This window comes from Iodobacter fluviatilis, assembly GCF_900451195.1.
Taxonomy (GTDB): Bacteria; Pseudomonadota; Gammaproteobacteria; order Burkholderiales; family Chitinibacteraceae; genus Iodobacter; species Iodobacter fluviatilis.
Window position 1 is genome coordinate 169,008 of sequence record NZ_UGHR01000004.1, and the last position, 20,372, is coordinate 189,379.

Genomic DNA, 20,372 nt, shown 5'->3' on the forward strand with positions numbered 1-20,372 from the left:
TGTATTAACTTTGTTGATACGTGTTTGAGGTTATAGGATCAAGCGACTAAGTGCATCTGGTGGATGCCTTGGCGATGATAGGCGAAGAAGGACGCGTTAGCCTGCGAAAAGCACGGGGGAGCTGGCAAATAAGCATTGATCCCGTGATATCCGAATGGGGAAACCCGGCCCTTTTGGGTCATCCATGACTGAATACATAGGTCATGAGAAGCGAACTCGGCGAACTGAAACATCTAAGTAGCCGAAGGAAAAGAAATCAACCGAGATTCCCAAAGTAGTGGCGAGCGAAATGGGAAGAGCCTGCATGTGATAAATCAAACTTTAGTGGAACAGTCTGGAAAGTCTGGCGACAGTGGGTGATAGCCCCGTACACGAAAAAGATTGGTTGGTACTAAGCATGCGACAAGTAGGGCGGGACACGAGAAATCCTGTTTGAAGATGGGGGGACCATCCTCCAAGGCTAAATACTCATCATCGACCGATAGTGAACCAGTACCGTGAGGGAAAGGCGAAAAGAACCCCGGGAGGGGAGTGAAATAGAACCTGAAACCGGATGCATACAAACAGTGGGAGCCCTTGAAAAATGGGGTGACTGCGTACCTTTTGTATAATGGGTCAGCGACTTACGTTCAGTAGCAAGCTTAACCGAGTAGGGGAGGCGTAGGGAAACCGAGTCCGAATAGGGCGCATAGTTGCTGGGCGTAGACCCGAAACCAAGTGATCTATCCATGGCCAGGATGAAGGTGCGGTAACACGCACTGGAGGTCCGAACCCACTAATGTTGCAAAATTAGGGGATGAGCTGTGGATAGGGGTGAAAGGCTAAACAAACTTGGAAATAGCTGGTTCTCCTCGAAAACTATTTAGGTAGTGCCTCATGTATCACTGACGGGGGTAAAGCACTGTTATGGCTAGGGGGTCATCGCGACTTACCAAACCATGGCAAACTCTGAATACCGTCAAGTGCGAGCATGGGAGACAGACTGTGGGTGCTAACGTCCATGGTCAAGAGGGAAACAACCCAGATCGCCGTCTAAGGTCCCAAATAATCAGTTAAGTGGAAAACGAGGTGGGAAGGCATAGACAGCCAGGATGTTGGCTTAGAAGCAGCCATCATTTAAAGAAAGCGTAATAGCTCACTGGTCGAGTCGTCCTGCGCGGAAGATGTAACGGGGCTCAAACTGATAACCGAAGACGCGAATATGCACGATGTGCATATGGTAGAGGAGCGTTCCGTAGGCCTGCGAAGGTGTCTTGAGAAGGATGCTGGAGGTATCGGAAGTGCGAATGCTGACATGAGTAGCGATAATGCGGGTGAAAAGCCCGCACACCGAAAACCCAAGGTTTCCTGCGCAACGTTCATCGGCGCAGGGTGAGTCGGCCCCTAAGGCGAGGCAGAAATGCGTAGTCGATGGACAACGGGTTAATATTCCCGTACCGATATAAAGTGCGATGGGGGGACGGAGAAAGGTAGGTCAGCCCACTGTTGGAATAGTGGGTTTAAGCGAGTAGGCGTGTGGCTTAGGCAAATCCGGGCTGCTTTAACGCTGAGACGTGACGACGAAGTCTTCGGACTGAAGTGATTGATCCTATGCTTCCAAGAAAAGCCTCTAAGCTTCAGCTTTATATTGACCGTACCGCAAACCGACACAGGTGGGTAGGAAGAGAATTCTAAGGTGCTTGAGAGAACTCAGGAGAAGGAACTCGGCAAATTATCACCGTAACTTCGGGAGAAGGTGAGCCCATATTAGGTGAAGGCCCTTGCGGCTGGAGCTGACATGGGTCGCAGAGAAATGGGGGCTGCGACTGTTTATCAAAAACACAGCACTCTGCAAAGTCGAAAGACGACGTATAGGGTGTGACGCCTGCCCGGTGCTGGAAGATTAAATGATGGGGTGCAAGCTCTTGACTGAAGTCCCAGTAAACGGCGGCCGTAACTATAACGGTCCTAAGGTAGCGAAATTCCTTGTCGGGTAAGTTCCGACCCGCACGAATGGCGTAACGATGGCCCTACTGTCTCCTCCTGAGACTCAGCGAAGTTGAAATGTTTGTGAAGATGCAATCTCCCCGCTGCTAGACGGAAAGACCCCGTGAACCTTTACTGTAGCTTTGCATTGGACTTTGAAGTGGTTTGTGTAGGATAGGTGGGAGACATTGAAGCATGGACGCTAGTCTGTGTGGAGTCGTCCTTGAAATACCACCCTGACCCCTTTGAGGTTCTAACCTTGGTCCGTTATCCGGATCGGGGACCGTGCATGGTAGGCAGTTTGACTGGGGCGGTCTCCTCCCAAATTGTAACGGAGGAGCTCGAAGGTCGCCTAGGTACGGTCGGACATCGTACTGATAGTGTAATGGCATAAGGCGGCTTAACTGCGAGACAGACAAGTCGAGCAGGTGCGAAAGCAGGACATAGTGATCCGGTGGTTCTGAATGGAAGGGCCATCGCTCAACGGATAAAAGGTACTCCGGGGATAACAGGCTGATTCCGCCCAAGAGTTCACATCGACGGCGGAGTTTGGCACCTCGATGTCGGCTCATCACATCCTGGGGCTGTAGCCGGTCCCAAGGGTATGGCTGTTCGCCATTTAAAGTGGTACGTGAGCTGGGTTCAAAACGTCGTGAGACAGTTTGGTCCCTATCTGCAGTGGGCGTTGGAAATTTGAGGGGGGCTGCTCCTAGTACGAGAGGACCGGAGTGGACAGATCTCTGGTGTACCGGTTGTCACGCCAGTGGCATCGCCGGGTAGCTAAATCTGGAAGAGATAAGCGCTGAAAGCATCTAAGCGCGAAACTCGCCTCAAGATGAGATTTCCCCAAGGCTTTAAGCCTTTTAAAGGGTCGTTCGAGACCAGGACGTTGATAGGTCGGGTGTGGAAGCGCAGTAATGCGTTAAGCTAACCGATACTAATTGCCCGTAAGGCTTGATCCTATAACCTGAAGCGCGTGTGTGCGACGGTATAATCTACCCAAGATTAGAGCTGAATTTGAGAAACAAGCAGTACAAAGTAATATATTACTTCTTCTATTGAACTGAACGCGTTGCAGAGTAGTAAGTGCAACGAGTTAACCCGTTAAAGTCTGGCGACCATAGCGAGGTGGTCCCACTCCTTCCCATCCCGAACAGGACAGTGAAACACCTTAGCGCCGATGATAGTGCAGATTACCTGTGTGAAAGTAGGTCATTGCCAGACACCCTAAGCCGTACCAAGACCCCCGTACTCGAAAGAGGCGGGGGTTTTGCTTTGCGTGGAAGAAATGCACGCTGTAGCGTAACGACCATCTTGATGGTTTGCGTGTTGGGTTACGCGATAAAGCTGCTAACCCAACCTACGCGAGGTAAACCTCGCACGCAGACTGCTAACCCAAGCTACAAAACCTAAGAGATATTTAGATCTGCTTGTTTTGCTTTTTTCCAGTCTATAGCTTGGTCTAGCGCATCGCTAAGGCGGTCTATTTCTTGCTCCAGCAGCTGTTGGTGATCAACGACTTCTGCGAATTGGTGGCCAGCCCATGCGAGTAATGATGTTAATGCTGCGCTGGAGTCAAATAGGCCGTGCAGGTAGCAGCCAAGGACTTGGTCGGTGATGATGCCGTCGTGTTCATTGGCATATTTAATCAGTGGAGTGGCTGCTGAATCTATGATTTGGGTTTCGCCATGGTGGATTTCGTAACCTGTTACCGTTTCACCATTTGCGATGAGTTGCCCGGATAAATTACGCAGCTGCTTGTCTTGCTCCAGCGATGTGACAATAGGCAGCCAGCCCAGCCCTTTAGAGTCTCCTGCTTCGCCTTCCAGCCCGAGCGGATCGGCGATGGTTTGGCCTAGCATTTGGTAGCCGCCGCAAATGCCGATGACTTTGCCACCAAAGCGTAGGTGTTTTTCGATCTGTTTATCCCAACCCTGCTGGCGTAGCCATGCCAGATCGCCACGGGTGTTTTTGCTGCCGGGGATGACGATCAGATCGGCAGCGGGCAAAGGCTGATTGGGCGTGGCGTAGCTGCAATCGACGCCAGCAATGCGGCGTAGTGGGTCGAAATCGGTGTGGTTGGAAATATGCGGCAGGGTGGCGATAACGATTTTAAAGTCGCCGCCATTGCCTGCTGTGCGAGGTACGGCGTCTTCTGCTGCGATATCCAACCCGTGCAAATAGGGGACGACGGCGATGACGGGTTTGCCGGTTTTTTGTTCTAGCCAGTCAATTCCACCTTGCAACAGGCTTAAATCACCCCGAAAACGGTTGATGATAAAGCCGCTAATCCTCGCCTGTTCTGATTCGGAAAGGCAGGCAAGTGTGCCAATAAAGTGAGCAAATACACCGCCCCGATCGATATCGGCAACTAACCATACCGGGCAATCGGCTTCTTCGGCAAAGCCCATATTGGCAATATCACCTGCGCGTAAATTGATTTCGGCAGGGCTGCCCGCGCCTTCAACAATCACCCATTCATATTGCTCTTTTAAGCGCCCCCATGATTCAAATACGGCTTTTTTAGCCGTTTGCTTATAGGCGTGGTAATCAACTGCATCCAGATTGCCGATGCTTTTACCTTGAATAATGATTTGGGCACGGCAATCGCTGGAGGGCTTGAGTAATACCGGGTTGAAATCGGTATGCGGGGCGATGCCAGCGGCAACGGCTTGCATGGCTTGGGCGCGGCCAATCTCACCTGCATCGCTGGTGACCGCACTATTGAGCGCCATATTTTGTGGCTTAAATGGTGCAACTTTGATGCCACGGCGCAGGAGAATACGGCAGAGCGCGGCAACAATGGTGGTCTTGCCTGCATCCGAGGTGCAGCCTTGAATCATAAGAGTGGGCATGGTTTTGCCTTTTGGGGAGTGTGTAGAGGGTGAAAATGCTCAAAGCTTCAAACCTAAGATCTGTGAAACTCCGTGTTCTCAGTGTCCTCTATGGTTCAATATTTGGGTTTGGGGCTTAGCGAGGCAGAGGAATAAACCACTCCTGCCCTTCGATGTTGGCACTGCGTATTTCGGTGCGGTAGAGCGCGCTGAGGTTCTTACTATTCATGATCTCTGAGGCAGGCCCTGCCAGCCATTGGCCATCGCCAAACATCAGCAGCACATGGCTTGCCCATTGCTGGGCGTGGTTGGGGTCATGGCTGATCATCAGCAGGGTTCTGCCTGCTTGGTTTTCTTCGCGCAATACGGATAAAGCTTGTTGCTGGTGGCGTAGATCGAGCTGGGACAAGGGTTCATCCAGTAAAATCAATGGCGCTTGCTGAGCGAGCGTCGCGGCAAGGCTGGCCCGGCGGCGCTCGCCTCCTGATAGCGTGGCAAGATCGCGGTGTTTTAGATCGCTTAGATCCAGCCTTGCTAATTGTTCATCGGCGAGGCGCAGATCATCCTGGCTTTCCCAATCCCATGGCCCCTGATGAGGGTGGCGGCCGCTGAGCACTTTTTCGATGACGGATAAGGGAAAAGGGCAGTCATCCTGTTGGCTAAGCCAGGCGATTTGTTTGGCACGCTCATGGCCGGCCCATTCTTTTAATGGCCGTTGCTTGAGCTGGATCTTGCCCGCTGCAGGCTTGAGCCATGCCGCCAGTGTGGCGAGTAAGGTGCTTTTGCCACAGCCATTTTCACCCAAAATAAGCCAGCTTTCGCCTTGATTAATTTCAAGGTTTAAATCTTGGCAAAGCAGGCGCTCACCCTGCTGAATCGCTAAGGAGCTAAGTGATAAATGGCTCACCGTGCGGCCCCTCGATGTTGTAATAGCCATAGAAACACGGGTACTCCTGCCAGCGCGGTAATCACCCCAACGGGTAGTTGTTGCGGGGCCAGAATAATCCGCGAAGTGATATCAGCGGCAAGCAGGACCGTGCCGCCTGTGAGCGCAACGGCGGGTAAGAGCAGGCGTTGATCGTGGCCTAAAACCAGCCGCAAGGCGTGCGGAACGATTAAGCCGATAAAACCAATCATCCCCGCAGTGGTCACAGCGATGGCCGTTGCTGCGGCTGCGACAAAGTAAAGCAACCATTGCAATTTACGCGTATTAGCCCCGAGTGCATGGGCGGTTTGAGCGCCCTGGCTGAGTACATTAAGCTGACGCGCCAAGGGCCAGACGAGTAAAAGTAGCGCTAAAAGCAGTGGTAAGGCCAGTTGCCAACGTGCCCCGGCCAAATCACCCAACATCCAGAACACCATGCCGCGCAAGAGGCCATCGGGTGCAAGGCTGAGTAATAAGCTCGATAGTGCCCCACAGAAAGAGGCAATCGCCACCCCTGTGAGAAGTAAGCGTGCTTGGCTGCTGGAGTGATCTTTGCGTGCCAGGATAAACACCAGCGTAATACTGAGCAAGGCACCACAGCAGGCGGCTAAGTTGACCGTGCCGACCCCCGCTCCTAACAGCAGCGCCAGCAAGGCCCCAACGCTGGCCCCGCCTGATGTGCCAAGGATGTAAGGATCGGCAAGCGGGTTTCTGAGTAAAACTTGTTGTAAGGCTCCGGCCAAAGCCAGCAGGCCACCGACGGCAATGGCGGCCAAGGTGCGCGGCAGGCGCAGCTCCAGCACCACATCACGGGCCAGTGCGGCATCAGGCCCATTACCCAGTAATTGCCAAGGGCGATAGCTGGTGCTGCCAAAGCAGAGGCTAAGGACAACGGTGATCAATAGCAGGGCACTGAGCACAAGCAGCGTGAGGGTAAGTCTGGCCGGGGTGAGGCGGGAATGCTTCATAATTACTTTGCCTAAAAAACCAAATCTTGAATTGCTGAGAGTAATAAATACAACCCAGATCTTGAAAAACGGAATTTCAAGATCTGGGTTTGGTTTGGGTTTTAACGCGCTTTATCAATGGCTTCGCAAAGTTTGGCGGTGCCTTCTACCAATCTTGGCCCCATGCGGCTAAGCAGGTCTTTGGGCAGGATGTAGAGGTGTTTATTGGCTTTCAGATTAGGCCAGCGTTTCCAGCGATTCAGCCAGCTGTCTTTCACCCCCGGCTCGCCGCTGGTGATGATCACATCCGGATTAGCGGCGAGCACGGCCTCGTCGTCGATGGTGGGCACCAGTGCAGGCAAGTCGGCAAAGACGTTCACACCACCACAGAGGCGCATCGCATCAGAGATAATTTGCTCGCGGTTAATCGTCATCAAGGGCCTGTCCCATACCTGATAGAAAACACGGATTGGCTTTTTGCCCGCGTATTTTTTCTCTAGTGCGGCAAGGCTGTTGCGGTATTTGCTGGCGGCTGCCTGCGCTTCGCTTTCTTTGGCGGTTAACACGCCTAAACGTTCCATCACCGTGGGCACGTCTTCCAGTTTTTTAGAGAAAGTATAAAAAACGGGCAGGCCGAGGGTTTCGATTTGTGCCAGCTGCTTGGCGGGGTTGCCGCTTTGCCAGGCCACGATGAGATCGGGCTTAAGGGCGCGGATGCGTTCCAGATCAAAGCCGTTGTAACCACCGATGCGCTCGATCTTGTTCGCTTCTGGCGGGTAATCGCTGTAATTCACCGCGCCAACAATCAACTTGCCTGCGCCGATGGCAAACAAGTCTTCGGTGGCGTGCGGGGCTAGGCTGATGATGCGTTGTGCTGGCTTGGCTAAGGTGATGTCTTGGCCACGGTCGTCTTTTACACTGACGCTGGCCGCTGCATTTAAGGCCAGTAGCAGGCTACTGATAAGGGCGATGATTTTCATTGGGAATATCCAAAAAGGGCGGCGCTGGCGGCAGGGTTGCTCCTCATCCATGCATGCACATAGCTGGCGGTGAGGCTGCCTTGGCGGTAAATGGCCTCACCACTACTGCCCAAGCGGCAGGGCGTGGCATGGGTCAGCGGCGGCAGTGTGCTTTGCAATGTTGAGTAGTGAAACGTGTGGCCGCGTAATTTGCCCGCACCTAAGTCAAAAGCTTGCATACCAAGGGCCGAAAGGCGTTTTTGCATGGTGGCTGTGGCGTCTAAAACGCCCCACATTTTATGTGATGTGCCATCGCTGAGCGTTAGCAATTCGCAAAGTGCCAGCATGCCGCCGCATTCGGCAAATACCGGCTTATCTGCGGCCAGCCAGTGGCGTAAATCGGCGGCAATGCTGGGATGAGCGGCGAGCGTTGCAGCGTGCAGCTCAGGGTAACCGCCGGGCAAATAGAGTGCGTCGGCATCCGGCAACGCTTCATGCGCAAGCGGTGAGAAAAACACCAGCTCTGCGCCCATTTCGCTCAGACAAGTTAAATTGGCTGGGTAAATAAAGCAAAAGGCAGTATCACGAGCGATGGCGATGCGTTTACCTGCCAGCAGCGGGGCTAAAGCTGGGCGTGTAGAGCTGCTGTAATCGATGACTCGCGGCAAAGCTGCAATCGGCTGGCTAGCTAGGGCATCGGCCAGTGCGTCGAGTTTTTGCGCCAAATCAGAAATTTCATTCGGCAGCACTAGGCCTAAATGCCGCTCGGGCAGGGCTTCGTGTTTGCCCAGCCAGCCTTGCCAATGCTCAGTTTTGGCCGATTCTTGCAACATTTGTGCGTGGCGATCGCCTGCTACTTTATTCGCCAGCACGCCATAAAAGGGCAGATCGCTTTTGTAATGCGCCAGCCCAAAAGCCAGCGCGCCAAAGGTTTGCGCCATGGCGCTGGCATCAATAATGGCCAGCACAGGCAATCCAAGCCGCGTGGCTAAATCTGCGGCAGAAGGCTCGCCATCAAAGAGGCCCATTACGGCTTCGATTAGAATGACATCGGCGTCTTGCGCCGCATCGGCCAGCATCTGGCGGCATAAGTCCTCGCCGACCATCCACAAATCCAGATTATCTACCGGCGCGCCACTGGCGTAGCTCAGCAGCATCGGGTCTAGGAAATCCGGCCCGCATTTAAAAACCTTCACCCTGCGGCCCAAGCGGCGATGATGCCAGGCTAGCGCTGCCGTGATGGTGGTTTTACCACTGCCTGAAGAAGGCGCTGCAATCAGCAGAGTAGCGGCGCTTACCATTCCAAACCCTTTTGCGCCCTGATGCCGGCTTTATAAGCGTGTTTTTCATCGTTGAGTACGGTTACGGTGTCGGCAATATCGTGTAGCTCTGCTACTGCGGCACGGCCAGTGACCACCACATGCTGCATTTCTGGGCGGGATTCGATGTCTTTAATAATGATGTCTTTATCCAAATATTTGTAGCTCAGGCAGTAAGTCAGCTCATCCAAGACCACCACATCGTAGCTTGGGTCGTTGAGCATTTTGGCCGCCATCGCCCATGCTTCTTCTGAGCGCGCTTTGTCAGCTTCAAAATTCTGTGTTTCCCAAGTAAAGCCATCGCCCATCACATGCCATTCGCAATGCTTGCCGAGCAGGGCTTCTTCGCCGGTATCGGTGCGGTTTTTAATAAACTGCACTACGCCCACTTTAAGCCCGTGGCCAATGGCGCGCGCGACCATGCCAAAGGCGGAGGATGATTTACCTTTGCCATTGCCGGTGAGCAAAATCATGATGCCGGTGTCGATATTGGCTTCGGCGATGTGCGCATCGATGACGGCTTTTTTACGCGCCATACGGGCGGCGTGGCGGGCATTGCGTTCGGTGTTGATGGTCATGGTGATGGCTCTCCGGTCATTCGCTAACTTAAAGTTAGAAGTATTTTGTTAAATAGTGCCTGCGGCACGGTGTTTGGGTGCGGTAGCCACCGCGGGGGCCTTCCTTTCTTGCTTCGCCAAGAAACGAAGCCAAGCGACTCAAAGCTGCGCCCCGCTGCGCGGGGTTCCCTCTCTGCGGACAATCGGCAAGGCGTCGATTCAACTCGCTGCGCTCAAACACGAATTGACGACATCCCCATGCCGCTTGTTCCTCGATCGGCTGGTCTCAGGGGGAGGTAAAAGCCCCGTGCGAAGAGCGTAGAAATTACGTTCTTCTTGATGTGCTACTTAAAAAGCAAATTATTTAATACCTTCGGCGCAGTGATTTCCTGCGGTAATCACTGCGCGCTAAGTACTTGCTCAACTTCAGGCGTCACAGCCACACTTCAGTGCTGCAGCTTCCCCCTTTGTAAAAGGGGGATTGAGGGGGATTTGCCTTGGCTCTTTTTCGTAAAGATATGCCGTACCAAATCCCCCCTAGCCCCCCTTTTTCAAAGGGGGGAATAAGTATATCTGACTGGTTTCTCCGTGAAACTCCGTGTTCTCTGTGGCCTCCGTGTTTCAAGAAGTGGGTTTTGTGTTCAACTGCCAATCAGCAATCATTTTTTGAATTTTGGGTAAGCCATCTCGAATCGCGGCGATGCCGGGGACGAGGAGGTCGTGGCTGGCTACTTCGAATAGTTGATTGTTGGCAATGGCGGGTATGGATTTCCAGTCTGGCCTTGCCCGTACGGCATCGGCATCGAAGGGTTGGCCGCACCAGCTGCCGATGATGATATCCGGCTGGGCGGCAATGATTTGCTCCGGGCTGACGGTGCGATCTTTGGCGCGGGTAGCGTGCGATAGCTGGCTAAAAATATCGTCGCCACCGGCAATCTCGATTAGCTCAGAAACCCAGCGGATGCCGGTGTAGAGCGGGTCGTGCCATTCTTCAAAATAGACTTTAGGCCGCGATTTGAAAGTTGCTGCTTTGGCGCGGGCGGCTTCGATCTGGGTCTGTAGATCAGCAAGTAGCGCCGTAGCGGCGGGCTGGCAATCGAGCAGGCGGCCCAGCGTAGCGATCATATTGAAAATACCAGCCAGGCTTTTTTGGTTAAAAAAGTGCACTTCCAGACCGGCCAAGATGCATTCTTTGACCATCTCGCCTTGCAGGCTGGAATACGCCAGCACCAGATCGGGCTTTACTGCGAGGATTTTCTCGACTTTGGCGCTGGAAAAGCCACAAATAATCGGGTGCTGCTTGGTGACGCCCTCAGGGTGGCGCGAAAAAGCGCTAATGCCCGCGATGTGATGCTGCTGGCCGAGTGCGTATAAAACATCCACGGTTTCGCTGGAAAGACAGGCGATTTTTGTAGGGGTGTTCATGTTCAAATCCTTTTTTCGCGTGCCGTATGAGTGGCGGCGGGTTTTATCCGCCCTAAAAAACCAGCGTTGAATTCAGAAGGGGCAAGTCTTTGCGCACCGGTTGTGGTGCGTAACGACTTCGTCGTTTCACACCCTATGCAATCTCATTTCCTAACGCCGCCCACAGTCGGGTTTTAAATTGTGCTTGCTGATGTTCTGCTACCGGCCCAAAGCGCAGGCCCTGGTGATTGTTTTGATCGAACAGGCGGCACCATATTTTTTGTTGGGCGAGTTGGCTATGCAATGCTTTGGCATCGGGCGTGGGGCACCAGTGCAGCAGGGGCAGGCTGCCGCTAGGCCTTAAACCTGCCTCGCTGAGTGTGTCTATCATCCACGCCTGATTGGCCAGCAAACGCTGTTGTTGCGCGGCTTGCCAAGCGGTATCGCTGAAGGCGATTTGCCCTGCCCATAGTGCTGGACCGCTGATATGCCAAGGGCCGAGTGCTTGTTTTATCTCTTCTAAAAGCGGCTGTTCACAGGCGATAAAGCCCAGGCGAATCCCAGCCAGACCAAAGAATTTACCAATAGAGCGCAGAATAATCAGCCCTGTTTTGCCTGCATGGGGCAGCAGGCTCTCTGCGGGGGCGCAATCGGCAAAGGCTTCGTCCACAATCAAGCAGCCACCCTGTTGAGCCAATCTTTTATGCCAGCCGAGTAAGATGGCAGCGCTGATTTGCTGGCCGCTGGGGTTGTTTGGATTGACCACGATCAGTACATCAATGGAACTGCTTTCTAAATATTCATCCACTTGCTCACTGCTGATTGCGCTGACCTCATGCCCAGCATGTTGCCATTGCCAATGATGCTCAGCATAGGTGGGGCTGATGATGGCCACGCGGCAAGCAGGGCGTAGTTTGGGCAGTAGGGCGATGCCAACTTGGCTACCAGCAAGGGCGAGCAGGTGCTCGCAGCCGTAATACTTTTGCGCGGCAAGCAGCAAGGCCTGGTCTTGGTCGGGCAGGCGCTGCCAGATATGATCGGGTACGGCGGGCAGGGGATAGGCCCAGGGGGCGATGCCGCTGGAGCAGTCAATCCAGTCGGCTAAATCTCCACCATATGCTGCCACTGCACGTTGCAGATCGCCGCCATGTTGGGGCTGGCTTACAGCATCCACAGTGCACCTCCAAATAAAAGTGCAATCCACAGGGCCAGCGTTTTTTGCACTAGCACGATACCGCGCTGTAAATCGTGGGCGTTTGGCGCTGGGCCGATTCCGAGCTCAGTACGCTGATGTAGCTCGCCGTGATAGATGGCCTCGCCGCCTAAACAAACCTGCAAAGCACCCGCACCGCTGGCCATCACCGGGCCTGCATTGGGGCTGTCCCAGAGTGGCGCTTGGCTCTGCCAGCAGGAAAACGCACTGCGGCTATGGCCGAGTAGGGCGTAGCTGAGTGCGGTAAGGCGGGCGGGGATAAAATTGAGCACATCGTCGGCCCTTGCGGCAATGCGGCCAAAATGAAATAAGCGCGAGGTTTTATAGCCCCACATGGCGTCCAGCGTATTGGCAAGGCGGTGCAGCAGCACGCCATAGCCGCCGAATAGTGCAAAGAAAAACAGGCTGGCAAAAACCGCATCTGCGCCGTTTTCTAGGGTGGATTCTAAGCCCGCTTTTGCAACGCCCGTTTCATTTAGTTGGCTGCAGTCGCGGCTCACAATGCGGCTAACGGCAAGGCGAGCAGCGGCTAAATCCCCTAGGCTTAAGGGGCGGGCGATGGCGTGCACATGCTCAAACAAGCTGCGCGCGCCAAGGGCAAACCACAGCGCCAAAGCGTCGGCCCACCAGCCTGTGAAATTTTTTAGCAAGGCAAAGGCGGCCAGCGATGAGCCTATCAGTAAGAGCCACGCCACCGCACCACAGAAAATATTGAATTGATTTAATCTGCTATTTGTTTGTTGATCTTTAGCCAGATTAAAGCGCCGCTCTAGCCAGGACGCCAGCCAGCCAAAGCCTACCAGCGGGTGAAAGCGCTTAGGCTCGCCCAAACAAAGCTCCAGCAAGAGGCCAAGGGTGAAGGCGAATAGCCAGTGAGATGACGCAAGATTCAACATCCGCTGCGCTTCACCGGCATAGGGATTCCGGCGACCACCAGCGTCACGTTAGCGGCTTGTCTGGCGATATCCTGATGCAAGCGGCCAGCTTCATCGCGGAATAATCGGGCCAGCGCATTGTCCGGCACGATGCCAAAGCCCACCTCATTGCTCACCAATAAAAGCGTGCCGCGATGTGCGGCGGCTGCGGTAATAAAGGCCTGCTTTTCTTGCGCCCAGCCTGCCAAGTCATCCTTGCACAGCCAGTTGGACAGCCACAGCGTTAGGCAATCAATCACGCAAAACTGATCTTGGCTTTGTGCCAGTGCTGTGGCCAGCTGCAGCGGGGCTTCTCGCGTTTGCCAATGCGCGGGGCGCTCGGCCTTGTGGCGGATAATGCGTTCCTGCATTTCTTCGTCAAAAGCCTGAGCGGTGGCCAGCCAGAACACCTGCCCATCATGGGCCAGTGCTTTGGCTAGCGCGTAGCCGCTTTTGCCGCTACGCGCCCCGCCTAAAATAAGCTCGGTGACTGGCCAGCCAGCGCTATGCGCCCTAGTAGGATCGGTGTTCATTGTTGCCAGCGCAAATTAAGCATGGCATTGCGCCCTAGCGTGCCGTAATCCTTAACCTGTTCGTATTCTTGATCAAAGAGGTTATTAACACGCGCTTGCAAGGACCAGTCTTTATTGATTTTCCAGCTGGCAGAGAGGTTAGTCAGGGCATATCCCGCTAGCTCTTTTTTATTCGCAGGGTCATCAAAGCGATGCCCCTGAGCTTGTATTTCAGCGCGCAGCGTCCAGGTATCTAAGGTCATGCCTGCATAGATGAGGCCGGAGTGCTTGGCGCGGCGGGCCAAGCGATTGCCGTGGTTGGCTCCTGTTGATTTATCACTTGCATCTAAAAAATCGTAGCTAAAGCCTGCTAAGTAATCGCCTTGTTGCCAATCACTGGTGAGCGTGATGCCGCGAAGCTGCGCTTCTCCCACATTCATCGGCTGAGAAAAATAAGGGCGGCTTTCTGCCCATTGAATCAAGTTGGAGACTTTATTGGTGTAGGCGGTTAAAGAGGCATTGATCGTGCCCGCGCTATAGCGAATAAAGAGCTCTTTATTATTGGATTCTTCAGGACGTAAATTGGCGTTGCCACTGCTGTAAGGATCTTCCGGCCAATATAAATCATTGAAAGTGGGCGCTTTGAAAGCGGTGCCTGCTGTGCCGCCTAACTGCCAATCATCATTGAGCTGCCAAGCTAAACCTGCACTGCCGGTGTTGTGTCGGCCCAATTGGGAGTTGTCATCACTACGTGCATTTATTTGTAGCGAAACGTCGCCAAAATGCGCTAAATAGCCTGCTTGTAGGCTGTTTATCCGGCGTTGATCTACGGCATAAGCGACATCACCACTCACCTTTTGCTCTAAGGTTTCTGCCCCTAATTGAAAGGTGCCCAAGTCGGTTTTTATATCATTTAGCCAGGATAATTGCGTTTGTTCGGTTTGGATTCGGCTCGTTTTATCGCTGTAATCGGTGGCTGATTGAGGGGTGAATGAGGTGTTTTTATCGCTACTGTGGCCCAGTTTGATCAGGCTGCTCCAGTGGCTAGTCAGGCGATTTTTGCTCCAGATATTGGCGCTACTATTACGTGTTTCATCCCGATAGTCATAGCTTTGCGCAACCGCTGCGTAGTTGTCATCAAATACATAACCATCCAGCTGGTTTTTTCCCCAAGCAGAAATCAGGCTGGCGCCCAGCTCATTGTCTTTGTTGATTTTATGCGTAAGAGAAAAAGACAGGCTGTTGTTTTCGTAGCCATCATCATCAGGATAAAAGCCGGGGTTCTTGCTGTTTTTAATGGCGCTGATGCCATCTGTTTTTGAGTGGGCCAAATTCAGCGCGTAGCGAGTGTCTTCATCGCCGCCTGAAATTCCCGCCTTAGCTTCTATGCTGTTGTGGCTGCCGTAGCCGATCTCTACCGAAGGATGAAAGCCTTTTTTCCCTGTTTTGCTAAAGATTTGAATCACGCCACCGATGGCATCAGAGCCATAAAGGCTGGCGGCTGGCCCGCGCAGTATTTCAATACGATCAATCTGGCTCAGCGGGAAATGCTGAAATGCCGCCGCACCCAGCGTGGCCGAGCCAACGCGAATCCCATCGATTAAGACCAAAGTATGCTGGCTATTATTGCCGCGCAAAAACACGCTGCTTGGTTTGCCTGCTCCGCCGTTGCTGGAGATTTGCAGGCCGGGTTGTCGGGCGAGCAAATCGGGTAGGCTGATGGCCGCTGATTCTTGAATGCTGGCCTGATCAATCAGGGTTACGTCACCAATTACTTCACGAGGCGATTGGGGTTGGCGTGCGGCCGTAGTGATCACAGGGGGAAGCAGGATCGTTTCAGCCTGAGCACATAGACTGGCTGCAAGTGAAGTTAAAACAAAGAAGGGCGTATTGCGGAACAACATGACTAATCTCCTGAGCGCCACCCAAAGTGAGGGGATGACAAGGAGGAGGCAGAGAGGAATCAAGGCGCAAAGGCACGATGAATCAAGCTCGCTTCGGCTACCCTGCCGCGCGTGATTGACCTTGCCCTGAAGGCAAGGTTGTAAGGCCGGTCTCCGGGCTTACAAGCAGATCTATCAATGTGAGCGCACTCAATTTCTAGACCTAATACATCACCTTCCCATCTTGCTTAGACAGTGGTTTATCTGATGTATTTTGACTTGCTTACCGTTGCAGGGGCAGCACAGGATTTAAACCTGTTTCCCGTTTTACTCTTTCGAGCACCTTAGAAGGGCGGATTGTATACCTCATCAGCCCAAATTGCCTATGTCCTGAATAAATTGCAATAAATGGCAGAAAGGCAGACAGGTTTGTTTTTTATACTGAATATTACATATGGTCGCGATATTGTAAGAATCGTTCAGTGTGCGTTCAGGCATCGTTTAAAGGCTGGGTTCTGCCGGGGAACAACACGCTATTTTTTCGTCATATTGAAGCCATGCGGCTTTTTTATCTTAGCTAAATCAATGCGGCATCTCCTCGTTTTCTCAGCGCATTTTCTAGATGCATTTGTATGTTCTCTTCTTATTCTTTCCTAAAAAAGTCTCAAATGGGTGCGTTTTTGCGATGTAAATTTGCACATAAATTGTTGCCGATTTTTGATAGTGGCTAATTTATGGGGCGAATTAATATGCAGGCTAAATCAGCATTTCATACGGCAGGTTGGCATGGAAAAGGAAAGAATCATTCAGGAGTTTGTGCCCGGCAAGCAGGTGACGCTGGCGCATTTGATTTCACACCCAACCGAAGAGCTAGCCAAAAAAATTGGCGTGCCAACGGCTGAGGCGATTGGAATCATGACGCTCACTCCGGGTGAAACCGCCATGATCGCCGGAGATTTTGCCAGTAAGGCCGCCAATATTCAGATTGGTTTTTTAGACCGATTTTCTGGGGCTCTGGTGATTTACGGATCAACAGGGGCGGTAGAGGAAGCCTTAAGTCAAACCATTCTTGGCCTGCAACGTGTGCTTGGCTACACCATTTGCGTACAGACGCGCAGCTAATGCAGAAGACGATTCGTTACGCCATGGTGGGCTCTGTTGCCGCAGGTAAATCAACCTTGTTTCATGCCATGCAGGGTGATGGGCTGGTGGCACAAAAAACTCAAGCATTGGAATTCGATGGCAAGGGAGGGGTGGATACGCCGGGCGAATTTTTTAATCATCCTCGCCTCTATAGCGCCTTGATCAATACCGTTAATGATGTGGATGTATTGGTATACGTACATGCCGCAAATGATATGCAGTATCGGATGCCGCCGGGTTTGCTGAGTGTATATGGCGGTAAGCGAGTGCTGGGTGTGATTAGCCAAATTGATTTAGATGATGCTGATCCTGATGCCGTTAAAGCCATGCTGCGTGAACACGGATTTATGGGTGAAATTTTCCAAGTTTCCAGTTATTGGCCTGAAACGGTGGCCGCACTGAAATTCTCTCTCATGGGTAGTACGGAACAAGACTGCCTACCGCAAGGAGTTATTAGAGTATGAAGCAATTGATCACCGCCGACGCCCTGCGCACAGCACACGCCGAAGGTAAAACACGCATCGAAATTACCCTGCCCGATTGCATTGTGACGGCAGAGGCTCGCATGGTTGCTGAGCGTTTAGGCGTCGAAATTATTGAAGTGCTTGCAAATAAACCCCTCGTGGCCAGTTCTTCACTCTTGGGTGCTGCCACAGCCGCGCCCGTCGTGGAGTATGAGGCTAATCTTGCTGCGATTCGTCAAGCCGTATTGGCACAGTTGCCATCAGGTAGCGTACCAGAAAATGTGATTGATCAATTGGTGCGCAAAGTAGCTGCAGAGCAAGCTACTTCTACCTCGGCCCCAACAGCGGCCGCCGTTGCTGCTTATGAATCTATTACTTTAAAAAGTGGCATTAAACGTGTGACGGGCAGCTCGGTAAAAATGGGCTTACTCGAGGGTGCAGGAGCGAATCAGATCGGGATTGCCGATGTGATTACTGGTGCAGACGGCAGCACGATGGCGGCTGGCTTTATGCAATGGGAAAACAGTTTTTTCCCTTGGACGCTGCGCTACGACGAGATTGATATCGTGCTGGACGGCGAATTACATATTCGCTGCGATGGTGAAACAGCCATTGCCAAGGCCGGCGATGTGATTTTTATTCCTAAGAATTCCAGTATCGAATTTGGCACGCCAAGCAAAGTGTCCTTTTTATACGTGGCTTATCCGGCAAATTGGCAAGATTGCTAAGCATGATGACCTTCATTACTGAAGACTGGCTGCGTGAGCACTTTGGCCGCGCCACAGGCACCGAGATTCAACTTCCCGCTAATGCGCGGCTGACGCCCGCGGCGCGCTCTTTAATTGAAGATCGCCATTTAGTCGTGAAGTTTATCAATGCAGACGGCAGTGTGTTTGTAGAGCAGACCGACGCAGATGGAAAAATCGTCCTCGAGCCGGTGCATGTATTGACGGGCGATGCAGAGCACCACGCCGCGCACTGCGCCCTGTGCCAGCAAGTTGTTACACGTAAATCCGCAGCGATGACGCATTTGAATGCCAGCACGATGGTAGCCAAAAATGATGAGCGTATCCGTTTGCGTGGCTTACTCGATAGCACCATCGCTTTGGCGATTTGGGTACAAACAGAGTTTGATCCACAGGGCAGGCGCAAGGCGCTGGCGCATATGCTTGCCGATATCCGTTCATGGCTGGGCAATGTTTTACGTGCCGAGGTGAGCGGGGAGCCGATGTCGGCTATTTCGATGGGTGATTTAGATGAAGTGCGTATTCACGCCTTATCACATCAGCCATTAAAAGAGCTGGGCCACGATCATATCGTTCCTGCGCTTGAGCACGGGGCAAGCATCGCCAAGCTTAATTTACTGCGTGCGCGGATTCGTGAGTGCGAGGTTCAGGCTGCAGATCTTTATATTGATCGTGATTTTGAGCTGTCCCGGCCCGATATTTTGCAAGCCCTTAACCGGCTTTCCAGCGCGGTTTATGTGCTGATGATTTTGGTGCTGCTGCAAGAAGCTGGCAAACCTTTGCCTAATTTAGGAGGCCATTGATGACTTTGTTAGACCAATGCCGCGCCGCAGCCTTAGTGAGTCCTGCGCGTTTAGTGTTTCCAGACAGCCTTGACGCCAGAAGCGTGCGTGCAGCGTTTTATTTAGCCGAAGCAGGCTATGCGCAGCCGATATTACTGGGCAACCCCTTTGAAATGCGGGCATTTTGTCATCAGGAGCATTTGCCACTAGGGCGAGTGCCAATGATAGATCCACAAACATCCGCCAGATTACCCGCGTATATCGCAGCCCTTGCTGAGCGTATGCCAAGCAAGAGCGAAGAAGAGTTAGCCACTTTATTGAAAGACCCCTTGTGGTTTGCCGGAGCGATGCTCATGGCGGGGGATGTGGATTGTGTGGTGGGGGGTAATCATTCCCCAACCAGTAATGTATTGCGCGCGGCTTTACGTGTAGTGGGCTTGGCTGAAGGCAATAAAACGGTGTCGTCGATCTTTTTTATGTTGCCGCCAGATGAGGGCCAACCCTTGGTCTTTACCGATTGTGGTGTGGTGCCGCATCCAACGCCTGCGCAGCTTTCTGATATTGCCATTAGCGCCGCAGATAGCTATCGCCGCGTTACAGGGCTAGAGCCTCATATCGCCATGTTGTCGTTTTCGACTTTAGGCAGTGCACGTCATGCCTCGGTGGATGCGGTACGCGAAGCCACACGTTTGGTGCGTGAGCGCCGGCCTGATTTAAGCGTCGATGGTGAGTTGCAATTTGATGCCGCCATGGTGCCGGAAGTCGCCGCGCAAAAAGCCAAAGATAGCCCAGTGGCTGGGCGTGCCAATGTGCTGGTTTTTCCAAGCTTAGAAGCGGGCAATATCGGCTACAAAATTGCCCAGCGTATGGGCGCATATACGGCGCTAGGCCCAATGATTCAGGGGCTGCGCCTGCCTTACCACGATTTGTCGCGTGGCTGTACTGCCGAAGATATGGTGCAAGTCAGCCTGCTGGCAATGAAGATGGCCCAATCGGGTAATGCACGCTCACAGCCAAGTTTGGCCGTGAGCGAGATGACTCGAAGTTAATTTGTTTTAGATTTAACCACCCTTAAGGAGTTTGAAAATGGAAGCACTTGGCATGATTGAAACACGCGGTATGGTCGCTCTGATTGAAGCTTCCGATGCGATGGTAAAAGCGGCTCGTGTAAAGCTGGTTGGTGTGAAAAGCATCGGTGGCGGTTTAGTGACAGCCATGGTTCGCGGTGATGTGGCTGCATGTAAAGCGGCAACAGATGCAGGTGCGGCAGCGGCTCAGCGTATTGGCGAGTTGGTTTCTGTACACGTTATTCCTCGCCCACATTCTGATTTGGAAGATATTTTTCCAATCAAAATGGATAGCAAGGATTTCGACTGATCTAGAAATACCCCTGCCGGTGCGCTGAGGCGCGTCGGCTCACCTTGCTGTCGATTTCTCCCTGAATTCTAGAAATGCCGAAATAGCAGGCAGGGACTTGCTTTGCCTAATTTTTATGAATTGGAGCTCCTTATGAGACTGGGTGTCGTCGTTGGACAGGTTGTTTCAACCGTAAAACATGCGGCTTTAACGCGTGAGCGTTTGTTGTTAGTAAAGATGATTGATGCCAGTGGTGTGGCCAGTGGCGAGATGCATGTTGCGGCAGACAGTATCGGTGGTGGTAATGGCGAATGGGTGCTGCTGGTTTCGGGTAGCTCGGCTCGTGAGTCGACCAACGATGGCGCTCCGGTCGATTTATGTGTCGTGGGCATTATTGATGAAGTCGTACTTGATGGCGCTGTGGCTTATCACAAGTAAGCCCGTGTTTG

The 20,372-nt window shown here is 52.7% G+C and carries 18 protein-coding genes, 2 rRNA genes and 1 riboswitch; of the genes, 9 read left to right on the forward strand and 11 right to left on the reverse strand.

Annotation, left to right across the window (positions count from 1 at the left end; translation table 11 throughout):
* Window positions 1-36 precede the first annotated feature (36 nt).
* Both DYD62_RS19515 and rrf read left to right on the forward strand, forming a co-directional pair.
* Window positions 37-2,927, forward strand: a 23S ribosomal RNA gene (locus DYD62_RS19515).
* Window positions 2,928-3,075: 148 nt separating this feature from the next.
* Window positions 3,076-3,189 (forward strand): 5S ribosomal RNA (gene rrf, locus DYD62_RS19520).
* Between the two features lie 185 nt (window positions 3,190-3,374).
* Here rrf and DYD62_RS19525 read toward each other — a convergent pair.
* The 11 genes from DYD62_RS19525 to DYD62_RS19575 form a co-directional block, all read right to left on the reverse strand.
* On the reverse strand, window positions 3,375-4,820 hold the full coding sequence (locus DYD62_RS19525) for a cobyric acid synthase (RefSeq protein WP_207916468.1): 1,446 nt from the start codon (window positions 4,818-4,820) through the stop codon (window positions 3,375-3,377).
* A gap of 115 nt (window positions 4,821-4,935) precedes the next feature.
* A complete protein-coding gene (locus tag DYD62_RS19530; protein ID WP_165928654.1) occupies window positions 4,936-5,706 on the reverse strand; it encodes an ABC transporter ATP-binding protein in 771 nt (256 codons plus the stop codon).
* Window positions 5,703-6,692, reverse strand: coding sequence for a FecCD family ABC transporter permease (locus tag DYD62_RS19535; protein ID WP_115229249.1), 990 nt, complete (start codon window positions 6,690-6,692; stop codon window positions 5,703-5,705). The genes DYD62_RS19530 and DYD62_RS19535 overlap by 4 nt, the downstream gene beginning before the upstream one ends.
* A gap of 101 nt (window positions 6,693-6,793) precedes the next feature.
* Window positions 6,794-7,651 (reverse strand): cobalamin-binding protein, encoded by an 858-nt coding sequence (locus tag DYD62_RS19540; RefSeq protein ID WP_115229251.1) that lies wholly within the window; start codon window positions 7,649-7,651, stop codon window positions 6,794-6,796.
* On the reverse strand, window positions 7,648-8,931 hold the full coding sequence (locus DYD62_RS19545) for a cobyrinic acid a,c-diamide synthase CobB (RefSeq protein ID WP_115229253.1): 1,284 nt from the start codon (window positions 8,929-8,931) through the stop codon (window positions 7,648-7,650). Before DYD62_RS19545 ends, DYD62_RS19540 begins: the two co-directional genes overlap by 4 nt.
* Complete coding sequence (gene cobO, locus DYD62_RS19550) at window positions 8,925-9,527, reverse strand: cob(I)yrinic acid a,c-diamide adenosyltransferase (protein ID WP_115229256.1); 603 nt, start codon at window positions 9,525-9,527, stop codon at window positions 8,925-8,927. Before cobO ends, DYD62_RS19545 begins: the two co-directional genes overlap by 7 nt.
* A gap of 600 nt (window positions 9,528-10,127) precedes the next feature.
* Window positions 10,128-10,931 carry an ABC transporter substrate-binding protein gene (locus DYD62_RS19555; protein ID WP_115229258.1) on the reverse strand — a complete coding sequence of 268 codons (804 nt, stop codon included), beginning with the start codon at window positions 10,929-10,931 and terminating at the stop codon, window positions 10,128-10,130.
* A 133-nt stretch (window positions 10,932-11,064) separates the two neighbouring features.
* On the reverse strand, window positions 11,065-12,084 hold the full coding sequence (cobD, locus tag DYD62_RS19560; RefSeq protein WP_165928655.1) for a threonine-phosphate decarboxylase CobD: 1,020 nt from the start codon (window positions 12,082-12,084) through the stop codon (window positions 11,065-11,067).
* Entirely contained in the window at window positions 12,072-13,019 is a 948-nt protein-coding gene (gene cbiB / locus DYD62_RS19565) for an adenosylcobinamide-phosphate synthase CbiB (RefSeq protein WP_115229263.1), read from the reverse strand. Before cbiB ends, cobD begins: the two co-directional genes overlap by 13 nt.
* Complete coding sequence (gene cobU / locus DYD62_RS19570; protein WP_115229265.1) at window positions 13,013-13,570, reverse strand: bifunctional adenosylcobinamide kinase/adenosylcobinamide-phosphate guanylyltransferase; 558 nt, start codon at window positions 13,568-13,570, stop codon at window positions 13,013-13,015. Before cobU ends, cbiB begins: the two co-directional genes overlap by 7 nt.
* Complete coding sequence (locus DYD62_RS19575) at window positions 13,567-15,453, reverse strand: TonB-dependent receptor domain-containing protein (RefSeq protein ID WP_115229268.1); 1,887 nt, start codon at window positions 15,451-15,453, stop codon at window positions 13,567-13,569. The genes cobU and DYD62_RS19575 overlap by 4 nt, the downstream gene beginning before the upstream one ends.
* 127 nt (window positions 15,454-15,580) lie before the next feature.
* A riboswitch (cobalamin riboswitch) is annotated at window positions 15,581-15,794 on the reverse strand.
* A 424-nt stretch (window positions 15,795-16,218) separates the two neighbouring features.
* Between DYD62_RS19575 and eutS the strand changes: the two genes are divergently transcribed.
* The 7 genes from eutS (at window position 16,219) to DYD62_RS19610 (ending at window position 20,361) form a co-directional block, all read left to right on the forward strand.
* Window positions 16,219-16,554 carry an ethanolamine utilization microcompartment protein EutS gene (gene eutS / locus DYD62_RS19580; protein WP_115229270.1) on the forward strand — a complete coding sequence of 112 codons (336 nt, stop codon included), beginning with the start codon at window positions 16,219-16,221 and terminating at the stop codon, window positions 16,552-16,554.
* Window positions 16,554-17,039, forward strand: coding sequence for a EutP/PduV family microcompartment system protein (locus DYD62_RS19585; RefSeq protein WP_115229272.1), 486 nt, complete (start codon window positions 16,554-16,556; stop codon window positions 17,037-17,039). Before eutS ends, DYD62_RS19585 begins: the two co-directional genes overlap by 1 nt.
* A complete protein-coding gene (eutQ, locus tag DYD62_RS19590) occupies window positions 17,036-17,767 on the forward strand; it encodes an ethanolamine utilization acetate kinase EutQ (protein ID WP_115229274.1) in 732 nt (243 codons plus the stop codon). The genes DYD62_RS19585 and eutQ overlap by 4 nt, the downstream gene beginning before the upstream one ends.
* 2 nt (window positions 17,768-17,769) lie before the next feature.
* The gene (eutT, locus tag DYD62_RS19595; protein WP_115229277.1) at window positions 17,770-18,588 is read left to right on the forward strand and encodes an ethanolamine utilization cob(I)yrinic acid a,c-diamide adenosyltransferase EutT; all 819 of its coding nucleotides are present in this window, start codon (window positions 17,770-17,772) and stop codon (window positions 18,586-18,588) included.
* The gene (gene pta, locus DYD62_RS19600) at window positions 18,588-19,616 is read left to right on the forward strand and encodes a phosphate acetyltransferase (protein WP_115229279.1); all 1,029 of its coding nucleotides are present in this window, start codon (window positions 18,588-18,590) and stop codon (window positions 19,614-19,616) included. Before eutT ends, pta begins: the two co-directional genes overlap by 1 nt.
* Before the next feature lie 37 nt (window positions 19,617-19,653).
* Window positions 19,654-19,944 (forward strand): ethanolamine utilization microcompartment protein EutM, encoded by a 291-nt coding sequence (gene eutM, locus DYD62_RS19605; RefSeq protein WP_115229281.1) that lies wholly within the window; start codon window positions 19,654-19,656, stop codon window positions 19,942-19,944.
* 132 nt (window positions 19,945-20,076) lie between these two features.
* Window positions 20,077-20,361, forward strand: a complete 285-nt coding sequence (locus DYD62_RS19610) for a EutN/CcmL family microcompartment protein (RefSeq protein WP_115229284.1) — start codon at window positions 20,077-20,079, stop codon at window positions 20,359-20,361.
* The last annotated feature ends 11 nt before the right edge of the window (window positions 20,362-20,372 follow it).